Consider the following 12,089-nt stretch of genomic DNA (forward strand, 5'->3'; position numbering starts at 1 on the left):
CGTGGCCGGCATCGTCACGATCGACGACCCCGACGACCCGCGCCTGCACGACTACACCGACCTGACCGACGTCGAACTGCGGCGCCGCCGCGAACCCGCCGAGGGCCTGTTCATCGCCGAGGGCGAGAAGGTCATCCGGCGGGCCGGCGAGGCGGGCTACGCGATGCGCTCGATGCTGCTGTCCGCCAAGTGGGTCGACACCATGCGCGACATCATCGACGAGGCCCCGGCCCCGGTGTACGTCGTCGACCCGGCGCTCGCCGAGCAGGTCACCGGCTACCACGTGCACCGCGGCGCCCTCGCCTCGATGCGGCGCAAGCCGCTGTCCCCGGCCGCCGACCTCCTGACGACCGCCCGTCGCGTCGTCGTCATGGAGTCCGTCAACGACCACACCAACATCGGCGCGATCTTCCGCTCCGCCGCCGCGCTCGGCATGGACGCGGTCCTGCTCTCCCCGGACTGCGCGGACCCCCTGTACCGGCGCAGCGTCAAGGTCTCGATGGGCGCGGTCTTCTCCGTGCCGTACGCCCGCCTCGACACCTGGCCGGCCGGTCTGGCGACGGTCGGAGAGGCGGGCTTCACGCTCCTCGCCCTCACCCCCGACGAGCGGGCCGAGCCCCTCGACGCGGTCGCCCCGCACCGCATGGACCGGGTGGCCCTCATGCTGGGCGCCGAGGGCAGCGGCCTGTCCCGACGAGCCCTGGCGGCGTCCGACACGTGGGTCCGCATCCCGATGTCCCACGGCGTCGACTCCCTGAACGTGGGCGCGGCGGCCGCGGTCGCCTTCTACGCGGTGACGGCGGGACGCCCCTCGGCATAGGCGCCCGTGCGGGCGCGGCCTCAGAGCCCGGACGCGCGCTGCTCCGGAGGACCGCCGGGCACGACTCCCCGCTCCCGGAGTGCCACCCGCCCCTGCTGCGACTCCCGCTCCTGCTGCGTCGCCCGCACGCCGCCCCGCTCGTCGCCGAGCCCGCGCGAGGGCCCCTGACAGCCCTGAGCGGCGGCGATGCCCAGCGCGACCAGCAGCGTCACCACCACGAACACGAACAGGCGCTGCCGCAGCAGCCGCGGATTGGCGGGCCGCCGCCACCTGGTCCCCGTCGTCCTGGGCCCCGTACGGCCGGCTCCGCTGCGCGGTGCGGACCGGCCACCGTCGTTGCGGGAGGGGTTCCGGCCGGTCGTGTCGCGCGAGGACGGCGTGGGCCTGGGCCCGGACCGGCCCCCCGCGCCGCCGCCCCGTGACGGTGTGCCACCGCGCGAGGGTGCCCCGCCCCGGGAGGGCGCTCCGCCCCGCGACGGAACGGACCCCCGGGGCGCGGGTCCACGCGACCCCGACGTGCCGCGCGGCGGGGGAGTGCCCGGTGCGCCCGGCCGGCCCTGCGGACGCCGCGGGCCACGCTCCGGGTAGGTGTCGGCGAGCCGCCCCGTGGGCACGTCCGCCTCACCACTGCGGGGCGCGGGCGGCCGTACGTCGGCCATGCCCTGGGCCTCCCTGGCGGCGATCTCCTTGAGCCGCAGCGACAGTTGCAGGGTGCTGGGGCGCTCCTCCGGGTCCTTGGCCAGGCACGCCCGCACCAGCGGGGCGAGCGCGTCCGGGACGCCGTGCAGCTGGGCCTCCTCGTGCACCACGCGGTAGAGCATCACCTCGGAACTGCCGTGCCCGAAGGGCGAGTCGCCCATCGACGCGTATGCCAGCGTGGCACCGAGCGAGAACACATCCGTGGCCGGGGTGACGGCGGCCCCGCGCACCTGCTCCGGCGCCAGGAACCCGGGCGAGCCGACCGCGGTGCCGACGTGTGTGAGGGTGGAGGCACCGGTGGCCCAGGCGATGCCGAAGTCGATGATCCGCGGCCCCTTCGGGGACAGCAGGATGTTGGACGGCTTCAGGTCCCGGTGCACCACCCCGGCCTCGTGCACGGCGACCAGGCCCTCGGACAGCGCTGCGCCCACGGCCGCGACGTCGGCCGCGACCAGCGGACCCCCGTCCACGACCTTGTCGTGCAGGGAGGGGCCGGGCACGTACTGCGTGGCGAACCAGGGGCGGTCCGCCTCCAGGTCCGCGGCGACCAGCCGGGCCGTGCAGCCGCCCCGGATGCGCCGGGCCGCGGAGACCTCACGCGCGAACCGTGACCGGAACTCCTGGTCCTCCGCCAGGTCGGGCCGGATGACCTTCAGCGCCACCCGCTGCCCCTTCTTGTCGGAGCCCAGGTAGACCACGCCCATTCCACCCGCGCCGAGCCGCCTGTGAAGCCTGAACGAGCCGACGACGCGCGGGTCCTCGCGCCTCAGGCGCATCATCGCCATGTTCATCCCCGCTGCCCGGTCCCTGTGACGTGCCACAGCTTACGTTTCCACGGCCGCCCGCGCGCAGAGGCCGCGCCCTCTCACGAGAACGGATTGTCAGTACCCGGTGCGAGAGTTGAGAGGTGGTCAGCGAACGCGTGGACGGAGTCGCCACGCCGCACCCCTGATCCCAACCGACCGCAGGGGCGGGGGGATTGGGCCGGGAGTGGGCGACCGGGCGGGGAAGGCCGGGGATGGAGGGGAGGGGCCACGCACGTACGGCGCGGTGGTGGGCGGGGTGGGCCCCGGGGCGGGGGCGGAGGCGTGCCGGGAGGTGATCGGAGTGAGGGAAGTCACCGGACAGCCCGGAGATACCCGGACAGGGCGGGCACCCCGTCCGGGAAGACCCCGAGACCCGGGAGCCGGTCTCCACCCAGGGGAGTACTCGGCAGGTGAGGGCTCATCCTCCGGGAGGCCCGGCAATCGGTACGAGGGCATGACGTCCGGCGCACGCCCGACGCATAGATTTGAGGTCAAGCGGCGGGTGCAGCACTCGTCCCCCGAGGTCAGACACCCGCCGCTGCAACGAGACAACGAAACGGTCAGGAGAGGGACCATGGCCCAGACGGTTCCGCGGACGCTGGTCCGCACACGGCAAAGCCGCCGTCAAGGCCGTCGCCACCCCGCGGTGGCGACGCTCATGGCCCTGCCCCTGGCGGTCCTGCTCCTCCTCGTCTTCGACGGGTGGGAGACAGTGGCCACACAGGCGTCGTCCGTGGGTGTGGTGCTGGGGCGCTGAGCGGCGACCCCAGGCCCGGAAGAGCGGTCCGGGCGGGGACATCCATCCATGAAACCCCGTGGGGACGGGGGTGCGGCGGACGGCAAGAAATGCCGGCGCAGCTGGGGAGCTGCGCCGGCATTGCCGTTCCCTCCGGCCGCCTGCGAGGCAGGACCGGTGCTCGACCCAGCCGGCGCGCACGGCCGCACGCCGCGCCTGCGTACCCTCACCCACGTGACCACGGACGCCCCCGCTCTCCTCCCCGCCCTCGAGGCCCGCGCCAGGGAGACGGCCCACGCCCGCACCCCGGCCTGTCCCTGCGGCGCGGCCACCCTCGCCGACCGCCCCGACGCCACCGTCGTCCGGCACGGGGGCACCGTCGCCAAGGCCCACGCCGCGGACGCCGGCCACGCCGAGCTGTCCCTCCGTGTCACCGCGGCCGCCCGCCTCCCCGGCGTATTCCTGCCCCCGCTCTCCCCGGCCCCCGCCGACCTGCACGGGCGGCTCGTCACGTACTGGCCCTACGGCACGCCTGTCGACCCGGAGGACCCGGACGCCGCTCCGTGGGAGGCCGCGGCCACCCTCCTCGCCCGCCTGCACCGCACGCCGGCCCCCACCCCCGTACCGCCCATGCGCGGCCCCGCGAAGGCGGCCCTGGCCGCAGCCCGCCTCCGGGACACCGCACCCGGCCACCCCGCCACCGCGCCCGTACTCGCGGCCTGGGCGGCGCTGCCCGCCTGGGCACGCGACGAGGCCGCCATGCCGGACACGACCACCCTCTGCCACGGCGACCTCCACCTCGGCCAGCTCATACGCCACCCCGCCCCCGCGGGACCCTGGCTGCTGATCGACGTCGACGACCTCGGCACCGGCGTCCCGGCCTGGGACCTGGCCCGCCCCGCGGCCTGGTACGCCTGCGGGCTGCTGCCGTCCGAGGAGTGGCACCGCTTCCTGACCGCCTACCGCGCCTCCGGCGGCCCCGCCGTCCCCGCCGACGGCGACCCCTGGCCCGCCCTGGACGTCCCGGCCCGCGCCCTCACCGCGCAGACCGCCGCTCGGGCCGTCACCAAGGCGGCCCTGGAGGACCGGCCGCTGGACGAAGTGGAGCGTTGCCTCGTCGACGCCTGCGCGCGCATGGCGTCCGTCCGGCCCGTCGCCCCACGGGGTTGAGCCGAAGTTCCGCGAAGTAGGGTGCAACCGACCCGCGGCGGGACAGAGTCTGTCCTGGCGATACGCGAAGCAGGACCGACCGGCGAGGAGTTGAGCCGAGCATGCAGTGCCCCAAGTGCCACGCACCGATGCACACATACAACCGCAACGGCGTTCAGATCGAGCAGTGCAGCGGCTGCCGCGGCATCTTTCTCGACTACGGCGAGCTGGAGTCGCTGACCCGCCTGGAGGCCCAGTGGTCCCAGCCCGCGCCGCCGCCCCCGCCCGCCGCGCCGCAGGCGTACCCGGCGGCCCAGGCTCCGGCCTGGGGCGCCCCGCAGCACGGCGGCCACGGTCACTACGGCCACCACCGCCAGAAGAGCTTCGGCCGCATGCTCTTCTCCAGCTGATCCGTCGCCCGCGGGCCCGCCCGGGCGGGCCCGCACACGACGAAGCCCCCGGCCGTTCGAGGCGGCCGGGGGCTTCGTTCCGGGTGGACGATACTGGGATTGAACCAGTGACCTCTTCCGTGTCAGGGAAGCGCTCTCCCGCTGAGCTAATCGTCCGGGAGTGGTGCGATTACTGCGTGCGCGATACTGGGATTGAACCAGTGACCTCTTCCGTGTCAGGGAAGCGCTCTCCCGCTGAGCTAATCGCGCGGGGATCCGTACGGATCAGTGATCCTGGCGGATCAGTGGACGATACTGGGATTGAACCAGTGACCTCTTCCGTGTCAGGGAAGCGCTCTCCCGCTGAGCTAATCGTCCTTGGAGGTGGAGACGGGATTTGAACCCGTGTAGACGGCTTTGCAGGCCGTTGCCTCGCCTCTCGGCCACTCCACCAGGAGTGCAGAAGGCCCGGGAGGCCCCCTGTTCCTGCGAGCGGACGACGAGGCTCGAACTCGCGACCTCAACCTTGGCAAGGTTGCGCTCTACCAACTGAGCTACGTCCGCCTGTCGGTTCGGTCCGCTTGCGCGGCCCGGCGACGTGATGAACTCTAGCGGATTCCGGGGCCAGTACAAAAACGCGTTTGTGCAGCGTGCTGCGGTGCGTCCGCTCGCGGACCAGGTCAGGGCACCCGGAAGGACACGTTCGGGTCATCTCAGGGCCACCGGCCTAGACTCGGCAGCGTGCTCGACCTCCCTCCCCTCGCCCGCTTCGGCGACCGTCTCGCCACCGGTCTCCTCGACGTCACGAGCGATCCCGCGGCCCTGGACTCCGAGGGGTTCTGGGCGGTCTGCGCGGACTTCGAGGGCCGCCTGACCTGCGCACGCTTCGCGCACGTACGGACCGAGCCGGTGCCCGCGCCCACACCGGGAGCGTGGCGGGGCCCCGCCGTCGGCGACTGGGCGTCCTCGCTCGACCGCGCCGCGTACACGACGGGCGTACGGCGCATCCGCGCGCACATAGCCGCCGGCGAGGTCTACCAGGCCAACCTCTGCCGGGTGCTCTCGGCGCCCGTGGATCCCGGCGCCGACGTCGATGCCCTCACCGCGCTGCTGGCCCGCGGCAACCCGGCGCCGTACGCCGGAACGATCCGGCTGCCCGGACACGGCGTCGAGATCGCCACCGCCTCGCCGGAGCTGTTCCTGCGTCGGAACGGCCGGACGGTCGAGTCCGGACCGATCAAGGGCACCGGCCGGACCGAGGCCGACCTGCTGGAGAAGGACTACGCCGAGAACGTCATGATCGTGGACCTGGTCCGCAACGACCTGGGGCGGGTCTGCGCCACGGGCACGGTCACGGTGCCCGACCTGTGCGCCGTCGAGAAGCACCCGGGCCTCGTCCACCTGGTGTCCGCGGTGCGTGGCGAGCTGTCCCGGGACGCGGGCTGGCCTGAGCTGCTCGACGCCGCCTTCCCGCCCGGGTCCGTCACCGGCGCGCCCAAGTCCAGCGCCCTGCGGATCATCGAATCGCTGGAGACCGCGCCCCGGGGCCCGTACTGCGGGGGCGTCGGCTGGGTCGACGCCGACCGGGGGACGGGCGAGCTGGCCGTCGGCATCCGCACCTTCTGGATCGACCGGTCCACCGACGGCGCCGCGCGGCTGCGCTTCGGCACGGGTGCCGGCATCACCTGGGGCTCCGAGCCGCAGGGCGAGTGGCGGGAGACCGAACTGAAGGCCTCCCGGCTGCTCGCGGTAGCGTCGGGGGCGTACGAGGCGAACGGAACCGGAGAGGCGCTGGCGACGTGAAGATCTGGCTCGACGGCAGGTTGCAGGACATCGGGTCAGCCCGTGTCTCCGTCCTCGACCACGGGCTGACCGTGGGCGACGGCATCTTCGAGACGGTGAAGGCGGTGGACGGCAGGCCGTTCGCGCTGACCCGGCACCTGGACCGGCTGACCCGCTCGGCCCGCGGCCTCGGCCTGCCCGACCCCGACCTCGACGAGGTGCGCCGCGCCTGCGCCGCGGTCCTCGACGCCAACCCGATGCCGCTGGGCCGGCTGCGCATCACCTACACCGGAGGCCACGGCCCCCTCGGCTCCGACCGCGGCGAGCACGGCCCGACCCTGGTCGTCGCCCTCGGCGAGGCCGCCCGCCGCCCCGACTCCACGGCCGTCGTCACCGTCCCCTGGACCCGCAACGAGCGCGGCGCGCTCACCGGCCTGAAGACCACCTCCTACGCCGAGAACGTCGTCGCCCTCGCCCGCGCCCGCGAACGGGGCGCCTCCGAGGCGCTGTTCGGCAACACGGTGGGCCGGCTGTGCGAGGGCACCGGTTCGAACGTCTTCGTCGTCCTCGACGGCGAGATCCACACGCCGCCGGTCGCCTCGGGCTGCCTCGCCGGGATCACCCGCGCCCTGGTGGTCGAGTGGACCGGGGCCCGCGAGACCGACCTCCCGCTGGATGTCCTGGAGCGCGCCGACGAGGTCTTCCTGACCTCGACCCTGCGGGACGTACAGGCCGTGCACCGCGTCGACGACCGCGAACTGCCGGGCACCCCGGGACCGGTGACCGCCAAGGCCATGCGGATCTTCGAGGAGCGGTCCGGGGACGACCTGGATCCATGACCCCGCATCCCCGACCGGGAACCGCGAAGCCGCCGATATTCGGCTGCCGTTCTCGTCCACGGTGGGTAGAACTGCCGTGATGACCACGACCCTGCGGCCGACCGAGCCGCTCCAGCGCACCGCCGACGGGACCCGATCGCGCCACTACCAGGTGTGCGTGAACAGCCGCCCCGTCGGCGTGCTGCACCTCGGCACCTCACCCTCCCTCGGCGACTCGGTGGCCGTGATCCACGAGCTGCGCGTCGACGAGCCGGACCGCCGGCGCGGCCGGGGCACGGTGGCCGCGCTCGCCGCCGAGGAGGTGGCGCGTTCCTGGGGCTGCCGGCAGATCGAGGCGGGCGTCGCCGGTGACGCCGAGGCGGGCACCCGGCTCGCGCAGGCACTCGGCTACGTCCTGCGCAACCGCACCATGAGCAAGCCGCTCGGCACCACCCCGCCCGCCCTGCCCCCGGGCAGCGCGGCACGGCCCATGACACCGGAGGACTTCGCCGCCTGGCACGCCTACGAGTCCGAGCGGTACGCCCGCACCTGGATGGAACGGGGCGTGCCCGAGGCCGACGCGCGCGAGAAGGCCCGCCGTGATCACGAAGTGCTGCTGCCTCAGGGGCTGGACACCGAGAACATGCTGTTCAGCGTGTTGGAACACGAGGGCGAGCGGGTCGGGATCCTGTGGCTGGCGCTGCGGGAGGACGGGGCCTTCGTGTTCGACGTCGAGGCCGACGCGCCCCACCGGGGCCGGGGCCACGGCCGTACCCTGATGCTGCTGGCCGAGGCCCGGACGATCGCCGCCGGGCTGCCCCTGATCGGCCTCAACGTCTTCGCGGGGAACACCGCGGCCGAACGGCTCTACGAGTCGCTCGGCTACGAGACCACGCGGTACATCTACCGCAAGCCGCTGCTGTGACGGCGGGCGGCCGGTCCCGGACCCGCCGCCGTCCTCAGCCCCGCTGCTGGGCGAGCAGCCGGTCCGCGATCTCCTCGACGCGCTCGCGCAGCCCCTCCTGGCTCTTGCCGCCGTCGAGGCGCTCGCCGCCGATCACGTACGTGGGGGTGCCGGTCACGCCGATCGCCTTGCCCTCGGCCTGGTCGGCGTCGACGATCAGGATGTGCCGGCCGTCGATCAGCGCCGTGTCGAACTCCTCCGCGTCCAGCCCCAGTTCCCGGGCCACCTCGACCAGGAAGGCCTCTCCCTCGCGGTCCAGCTCCGGAACCCGGTCCAGAACGGCCTCGGCGTACGCCCAGCCCCTGCCCTGGGCGAAGGCCTCCTCGGCGGCCTGCGCGGCGGCGAAGGCGTGCTTGTGCTTCTCCAGCGGGAAGTGCCGCAACCGCACGTCCAGGCGGTCGCCGTAGCGGGCGCGCAGGGCGCGGAGGTCGTCCAGGGCGGTATGGCAGTCCGGGCACTGGAGCTCGCACCAGACGTCGAGGACGGGCGCGGCGGGACGGGCGGGGGAGGAGTCGCTCATGCCCTCCATCCTCCCAGTCCGCGGCGTGCCGCCCCAACCGGCCTCGTACCCGCCCCGGCACCTGCGGAGGAGCCGACCCCTAGATCTCCCTGATCTCGGCCTCCCGGCATGGCCTCACGGCGGGCGGACGGTGCAGGATGGAAGGGACGAAGTACTCGAGCCCGACCGAGCCCAGCCCTGGAGGACCGGATGATTGCCGAGACCGTCTGCTCCGCGGTGTCCGCGGCGGGCCTGGGTATCGCGGCGGTCACCGCGTACCGCAAGCGCTTCCTGACCGCCGCCCGTATCGCCGCCTACTCCCTGGTCCCGATCGGCCTGGTGATGACCGGAGTCGTCGAGTGGCTGGCCGACACGGCCTTCAGCCCGGTGGCCTGGGCCGGCTTCGGAGTGCTGGGGGTGGCCTGGGTGCTCTTCATGACCCTGCGCGCCGTCGAGCGCCGCCGCGGCGGCACCCGCAAGGAGCGCAAGGAGGCCCGGGCCGCGACACGGCGTGACGCGGTGGCTCCCGGCGCCTCCGCACCCTCCCTGGGCACTGGTTCCCGTCCGGCCGCCGAGCCCGCGCCCCGTCCGGCGAAGGCGTCCCGGGGCGGTGACGACGACTTCAGCGACATCGAGGCCATCCTCAAGAAACACGGGATATGAGGCACCGGAAACACCGGAAGCACCGGACCTGACGGTCGGCGCCCGGTGGCTGAAACGACACAGCGGTCCGAGGGCGACAGCGCGTGCTCCGGAATGATCACGTTCCGACCGGACATCGCGACATTCAACCAACACGTGGTCGTAACGGGCGTGTTGATCGCGTAGACCCCGCCCGCTGCGTCATCATCGCGGCGAGATGCCGGACACCACTCAGCTGGATTCCCAGCTGGACACGAGACAGAGCGAAACCGCGCGGGTGCAGGACGAACCACGCGGCTGCCTCTTCGCCCTATCCCAGCCACCGCTCATGATCTTCCTGGCGGTGATCGGGTGTCTGCTGCTCATGGCTTCGTTGCACGATCTGCTGTTGCTGTGAGCCGTACCCGCGCTCCCCGGCGCCACCCGCCGGGGGCCGCGTCGCCGTCCGCGCATCCGCGTCCCCCGCGTCCGCACGGGCCCCGAGCCGGTGTCAGCCCGCCGCCTCCTTGCGCCGGGCCCGGTAGGCGGCCACGTGCAGGCGGTTCCCGCAGGTGCGGCTGTCGCAGTACCGCCGCGAGCGGTTCCGGGAGAGGTCGACGAAGGCGCGCCGGCAGTCGGGGGCCTCGCACCGGCGCAGCCGTTCCTGCTCCCCGGCCACCACGAAGAACGCCAGGGCCATCCCGCAGTCCGCCGCGAGGTGGTCCGCGACGGAGGCGCCGGGGGCGAAGTAGTGGATGTGCCAGTCGTAGCCGTCGTGGTCGGTGAGCCGGGGCGTGGTGCCGGCGGCCGCGACCAGGTCGTTGATGAGTCCCGCGGCGGTTCGGGCGTCGGGGGCGGCGAAGACCGCCGCGAACCGTCCGCGGATCCCCCGCACCGCCGAGAGGTCGAGGTCCGTGAGCACGCCGACCTCGCTGATCTCGTGCGTTCCCACGAACTCCTGGAGGGCCGCGACGTGCGGCAGTCCGTCCGGAGCCGATTCGTCCTCCGGCGCGGTGTTCACCAGATCCACCACGGTGTCGAGTGCGCACCGGGTGTCGTGGGTGATCAGCACGTTTCGCTCCCTGGCCTGGGGGTCGGGCGGACGCCCGCCGATGCTGGCCGATGGTAGTGGCTGGCGCGGCGGGCGAACCGGCCGCGAGCCGGTTCCGGCCGCCGGTTGCCCCTACAACGGCGGCAGGCCCGCCTTCGTTCCCGGTGCCGCGCACGCGGCGGCGCCGCCCCCGCGGAGATCCGCGGCGACGACGCCGTTGTGTGCCGTATGCGGTTGTCCGGGCCCGTGCCGTCACCCCGAGTCGACGGCGACGGGCGGCTTCACGCGGGGCCCCGCCCTAGCTTTCCGCCAGGATGTGCGAGAGCTCCTGATCGAGGTCGAAGTGCCGGTGCTCCGTGCCGGGGGGCACGGCGGCGTCTGTGCGCTTCAGGAAGGACTCCAGGGCCCGCGCCGGGGCCTCGAGCAGTGCTTCGCCCTCCGGGGAGCTGAGAGCGATGCACACGACGCCCTGGCCGTGACTGCGGGACGGCCAGACCCGGACGTCGCCGGTGCCTGTGGGGCGGTGGAGACCTTCGGCGAGGAGGTCGCGGGCGAACACCCACTCGACGGTCTCCTCGGCTCCGGTGTGGAAGGTGGCGTGCACGGCGTAGGGGTCGGCCGTGTCGTACCGCAGGCCTGCGGGGACAGGCAGGGAGGACTCGCTCGACACAACGAGGCGCAGGTGCAGCTCGCAGCTGACCGTGGTGTTCATAAGCGCCAGGGCCTTTCGCTCAGTGTGCGCTCGGGGATTCGCACGTCGGCGAAATCGACATGCCACCTACGGTGCCGTTGTAAACCCCTCTGAGTGTTTTGCGTGCGTTTACGTAACTCTTCCGGCCGAGAGCTCGTTCGGGCCGTACGCCCATTCCGGTGACAGGTTTCGCTCCGGTAGTGTTTGGCCGTATGAACACGGGGAGTAACAAGCCCGGCGAAACGGCCGTGGCGGCAGACCGTACGGGGACGGACGAGGCCACGGCCGAGCGGGCGCTCGGTTCGCGGGCACCGGAATTCATCAAGGCGCGGCGTGCGCTGCACCTGAGCTGGCAGGTCGGCGTCTTCGTCGTCGGCCTCGCGGTCGTGGTGGCCGGCATCATCATGCTGCCGCTGCCCGGACCTGGCTGGGTGGTGATCTTCGGCGGCATGGCGATCTGGGCGACCGAGTTCGTCTGGGCCCAGCTGGTGCTGCGCTGGACCAAGCGCAAGGTCACCGAGGCGGCGCAGCGTGCCCTCGATCCGAAGGTGCGGCGCCGGAACATCATCCTGACCTCGATCGGCGTGGTGATCATCGCCGTGCTGGCCGGGATCTACCTGTGGAAGTTCGGCCTCCAGATGCCCTGGAAGATCAAGGACCAGTGAGCGCCGGCGGGGGTGCGCCGTCCCGGCCCCCGCTGGTCACGGACGCCCCTGACATGGGGTAATGTTCTTCCTGCGTCCGGGCGATTAGCTCAGTGGGAGAGCGCTTCGTTCACACCGAAGAGGTCACTGGTTCGAACCCAGTATCGCCCACCGGATCATCAGGCGGCCCGGCTCACGATCGTGAGCCGGGCCGCCTTCGTGTGTGGTCCCTCCGGGCGTCCCGGCATTCCGCTTCGGCCCGCCTTCACCCAACCGTGACCTTCCCGGCCGGGGTGCTCCGCTGCCTGGCCGGCGTTCGGCCGGTCGGTCGCGCCGCGCCGACCTGTGGGTTCTCGAAGCCGCCGAACGGGGTGTGCGGGACGGGTGACCGGGACCGGCCGCGACCGCGCCCATCAATTC

General features: G+C 73.1%; 14 protein-coding genes and 6 tRNA genes. 11 read left to right on the forward strand and 9 right to left on the reverse strand.

Annotation, left to right across the window (positions count from 1 at the left end; genetic code table 11):
- Position 1: 1 nt before the first annotated feature.
- Positions 2 to 820 (forward strand): TrmH family RNA methyltransferase, encoded by an 819-nt coding sequence (locus ACZ6IM_RS12065; RefSeq protein ID WP_052837819.1) that lies wholly within the window; start codon positions 2 to 4, stop codon positions 818 to 820.
- Positions 821 to 840: 20 nt separating this feature from the next.
- On the opposite strand, the gene ACZ6IM_RS12070 is transcribed toward ACZ6IM_RS12065, so the two are convergent.
- Positions 841 to 2,310, reverse strand: coding sequence for a serine/threonine-protein kinase (locus tag ACZ6IM_RS12070; protein ID WP_469556416.1), 1,470 nt, complete (start codon positions 2,308 to 2,310; stop codon positions 841 to 843).
- A 589-nt stretch (positions 2,311 to 2,899) separates the two neighbouring features.
- Between ACZ6IM_RS12070 and ACZ6IM_RS12075 the strand changes: the two genes are divergently transcribed.
- The 3 genes from ACZ6IM_RS12075 (at position 2,900) to ACZ6IM_RS12085 (ending at position 4,620) form a co-directional block, all read left to right on the forward strand.
- Positions 2,900 to 3,082 (forward strand): hypothetical protein, encoded by a 183-nt coding sequence (locus ACZ6IM_RS12075; RefSeq protein WP_052837821.1) that lies wholly within the window; start codon positions 2,900 to 2,902, stop codon positions 3,080 to 3,082.
- A 213-nt stretch (positions 3,083 to 3,295) separates the two neighbouring features.
- Complete coding sequence (locus ACZ6IM_RS12080; RefSeq protein WP_469556213.1) at positions 3,296 to 4,231, forward strand: phosphotransferase; 936 nt, start codon at positions 3,296 to 3,298, stop codon at positions 4,229 to 4,231.
- 101 nt (positions 4,232 to 4,332) lie between these two features.
- Positions 4,333 to 4,620: a TFIIB-type zinc ribbon-containing protein gene (locus tag ACZ6IM_RS12085; RefSeq protein WP_052837822.1), complete on the forward strand. Its 288-nt coding sequence runs from the start codon at positions 4,333 to 4,335 to the stop codon at positions 4,618 to 4,620.
- A gap of 84 nt (positions 4,621 to 4,704) precedes the next feature.
- Here the strand turns inward: ACZ6IM_RS12085 and ACZ6IM_RS12090 are convergent.
- From ACZ6IM_RS12090 to ACZ6IM_RS12110, 5 genes are all read right to left on the reverse strand, one after another.
- Positions 4,705 to 4,776 (reverse strand) — tRNA-Val (locus ACZ6IM_RS12090).
- A 21-nt stretch (positions 4,777 to 4,797) separates the two neighbouring features.
- A tRNA-Val gene (locus ACZ6IM_RS12095) sits at positions 4,798 to 4,869 on the reverse strand.
- Positions 4,870 to 4,905: 36 nt separating this feature from the next.
- Positions 4,906 to 4,977: transfer RNA gene (locus ACZ6IM_RS12100), tRNA-Val, on the reverse strand.
- 1 nt (position 4,978) lies between these two features.
- Positions 4,979 to 5,052, reverse strand: a tRNA-Cys gene (locus ACZ6IM_RS12105).
- Between the two features lie 38 nt (positions 5,053 to 5,090).
- Positions 5,091 to 5,163 (reverse strand) — tRNA-Gly (locus ACZ6IM_RS12110).
- 177 nt (positions 5,164 to 5,340) lie between these two features.
- Between ACZ6IM_RS12110 and ACZ6IM_RS12115 the strand changes: the two genes are divergently transcribed.
- The 3 genes from ACZ6IM_RS12115 to ACZ6IM_RS12125 all read left to right on the forward strand — a co-directional run bounded on the left by ACZ6IM_RS12115 (position 5,341) and on the right by ACZ6IM_RS12125 (position 8,124).
- Positions 5,341 to 6,402 carry a chorismate-binding protein gene (locus ACZ6IM_RS12115; RefSeq protein ID WP_052837823.1) on the forward strand — a complete coding sequence of 354 codons (1,062 nt, stop codon included), beginning with the start codon at positions 5,341 to 5,343 and terminating at the stop codon, positions 6,400 to 6,402.
- The gene (locus ACZ6IM_RS12120; RefSeq protein WP_469556218.1) at positions 6,399 to 7,220 is read left to right on the forward strand and encodes an aminotransferase class IV; all 822 of its coding nucleotides are present in this window, start codon (positions 6,399 to 6,401) and stop codon (positions 7,218 to 7,220) included. Before ACZ6IM_RS12115 ends, ACZ6IM_RS12120 begins: the two co-directional genes overlap by 4 nt.
- Positions 7,221 to 7,299: 79 nt before the next feature.
- Positions 7,300 to 8,124 (forward strand): GNAT family N-acetyltransferase, encoded by an 825-nt coding sequence (locus ACZ6IM_RS12125; protein WP_469556221.1) that lies wholly within the window; start codon positions 7,300 to 7,302, stop codon positions 8,122 to 8,124.
- Between the two features lie 34 nt (positions 8,125 to 8,158).
- Here ACZ6IM_RS12125 and ACZ6IM_RS12130 read toward each other — a convergent pair whose 3' ends face one another.
- Complete coding sequence (locus ACZ6IM_RS12130; protein ID WP_052837987.1) at positions 8,159 to 8,683, reverse strand: DsbA family protein; 525 nt, start codon at positions 8,681 to 8,683, stop codon at positions 8,159 to 8,161.
- A gap of 189 nt (positions 8,684 to 8,872) precedes the next feature.
- Between ACZ6IM_RS12130 and ACZ6IM_RS12135 the strand changes: the two genes are divergently transcribed.
- Both ACZ6IM_RS12135 and ACZ6IM_RS12140 read left to right on the forward strand, forming a co-directional pair.
- The gene (locus ACZ6IM_RS12135; RefSeq protein ID WP_052837826.1) at positions 8,873 to 9,325 is read left to right on the forward strand and encodes a hypothetical protein; all 453 of its coding nucleotides are present in this window, start codon (positions 8,873 to 8,875) and stop codon (positions 9,323 to 9,325) included.
- Positions 9,326 to 9,521: 196 nt separating this feature from the next.
- Positions 9,522 to 9,701: a hypothetical protein gene (locus ACZ6IM_RS12140; protein ID WP_003977283.1), complete on the forward strand. Its 180-nt coding sequence runs from the start codon at positions 9,522 to 9,524 to the stop codon at positions 9,699 to 9,701.
- Between the two features lie 93 nt (positions 9,702 to 9,794).
- On the opposite strand, the gene ACZ6IM_RS12145 is transcribed toward ACZ6IM_RS12140, so the two are convergent.
- Positions 9,795 to 10,355 (reverse strand): CGNR zinc finger domain-containing protein, encoded by a 561-nt coding sequence (locus ACZ6IM_RS12145; RefSeq protein WP_052837827.1) that lies wholly within the window; start codon positions 10,353 to 10,355, stop codon positions 9,795 to 9,797.
- A 277-nt stretch (positions 10,356 to 10,632) separates the two neighbouring features.
- Positions 10,633 to 11,046: an SsgA family sporulation/cell division regulator gene (locus ACZ6IM_RS12150; RefSeq protein ID WP_004002642.1), complete on the reverse strand. Its 414-nt coding sequence runs from the start codon at positions 11,044 to 11,046 to the stop codon at positions 10,633 to 10,635.
- 191 nt (positions 11,047 to 11,237) lie between these two features.
- On the opposite strand from ACZ6IM_RS12150, the gene ACZ6IM_RS12155 reads away from it, so the two are divergent.
- Complete coding sequence (locus tag ACZ6IM_RS12155) at positions 11,238 to 11,690, forward strand: TIGR02611 family protein (protein WP_052837828.1); 453 nt, start codon at positions 11,238 to 11,240, stop codon at positions 11,688 to 11,690.
- A gap of 78 nt (positions 11,691 to 11,768) precedes the next feature.
- Positions 11,769 to 11,840: transfer RNA gene (locus tag ACZ6IM_RS12160), tRNA-Val, on the forward strand.
- The last annotated feature ends 249 nt before the right edge of the window (positions 11,841 to 12,089 follow it).

The organism is Streptomyces sp. NPDC042336 (assembly GCF_055581985.1).

Coding starts and splice junctions, on each gene's coding strand:
- ACZ6IM_RS12070 (WP_469556416.1), bottom strand. CDS start 2,310: ATGAACATGGCGATGATGCGCCTGAGGCGCGAGGACCCGCGCGTCGTC.
- ACZ6IM_RS12075 (WP_052837821.1), top strand. CDS start 2,900: ATGGCCCAGACGGTTCCGCGGACGCTGGTCCGCACACGGCAAAGCCGC.
- ACZ6IM_RS12085 (WP_052837822.1), top strand. CDS start 4,333: ATGCAGTGCCCCAAGTGCCACGCACCGATGCACACATACAACCGCAAC.
- ACZ6IM_RS12125 (WP_469556221.1), top strand. CDS start 7,300: ATGACCACGACCCTGCGGCCGACCGAGCCGCTCCAGCGCACCGCCGAC.
- ACZ6IM_RS12130 (WP_052837987.1), bottom strand. CDS start 8,683: ATGAGCGACTCCTCCCCCGCCCGTCCCGCCGCGCCCGTCCTCGACGTC.
- ACZ6IM_RS12135 (WP_052837826.1), top strand. CDS start 8,873: ATGATTGCCGAGACCGTCTGCTCCGCGGTGTCCGCGGCGGGCCTGGGT.
- ACZ6IM_RS12140 (WP_003977283.1), top strand. CDS start 9,522: ATGCCGGACACCACTCAGCTGGATTCCCAGCTGGACACGAGACAGAGC.
- ACZ6IM_RS12150 (WP_004002642.1), bottom strand. CDS start 11,046: ATGAACACCACGGTCAGCTGCGAGCTGCACCTGCGCCTCGTTGTGTCG.
- ACZ6IM_RS12155 (WP_052837828.1), top strand. CDS start 11,238: ATGAACACGGGGAGTAACAAGCCCGGCGAAACGGCCGTGGCGGCAGAC.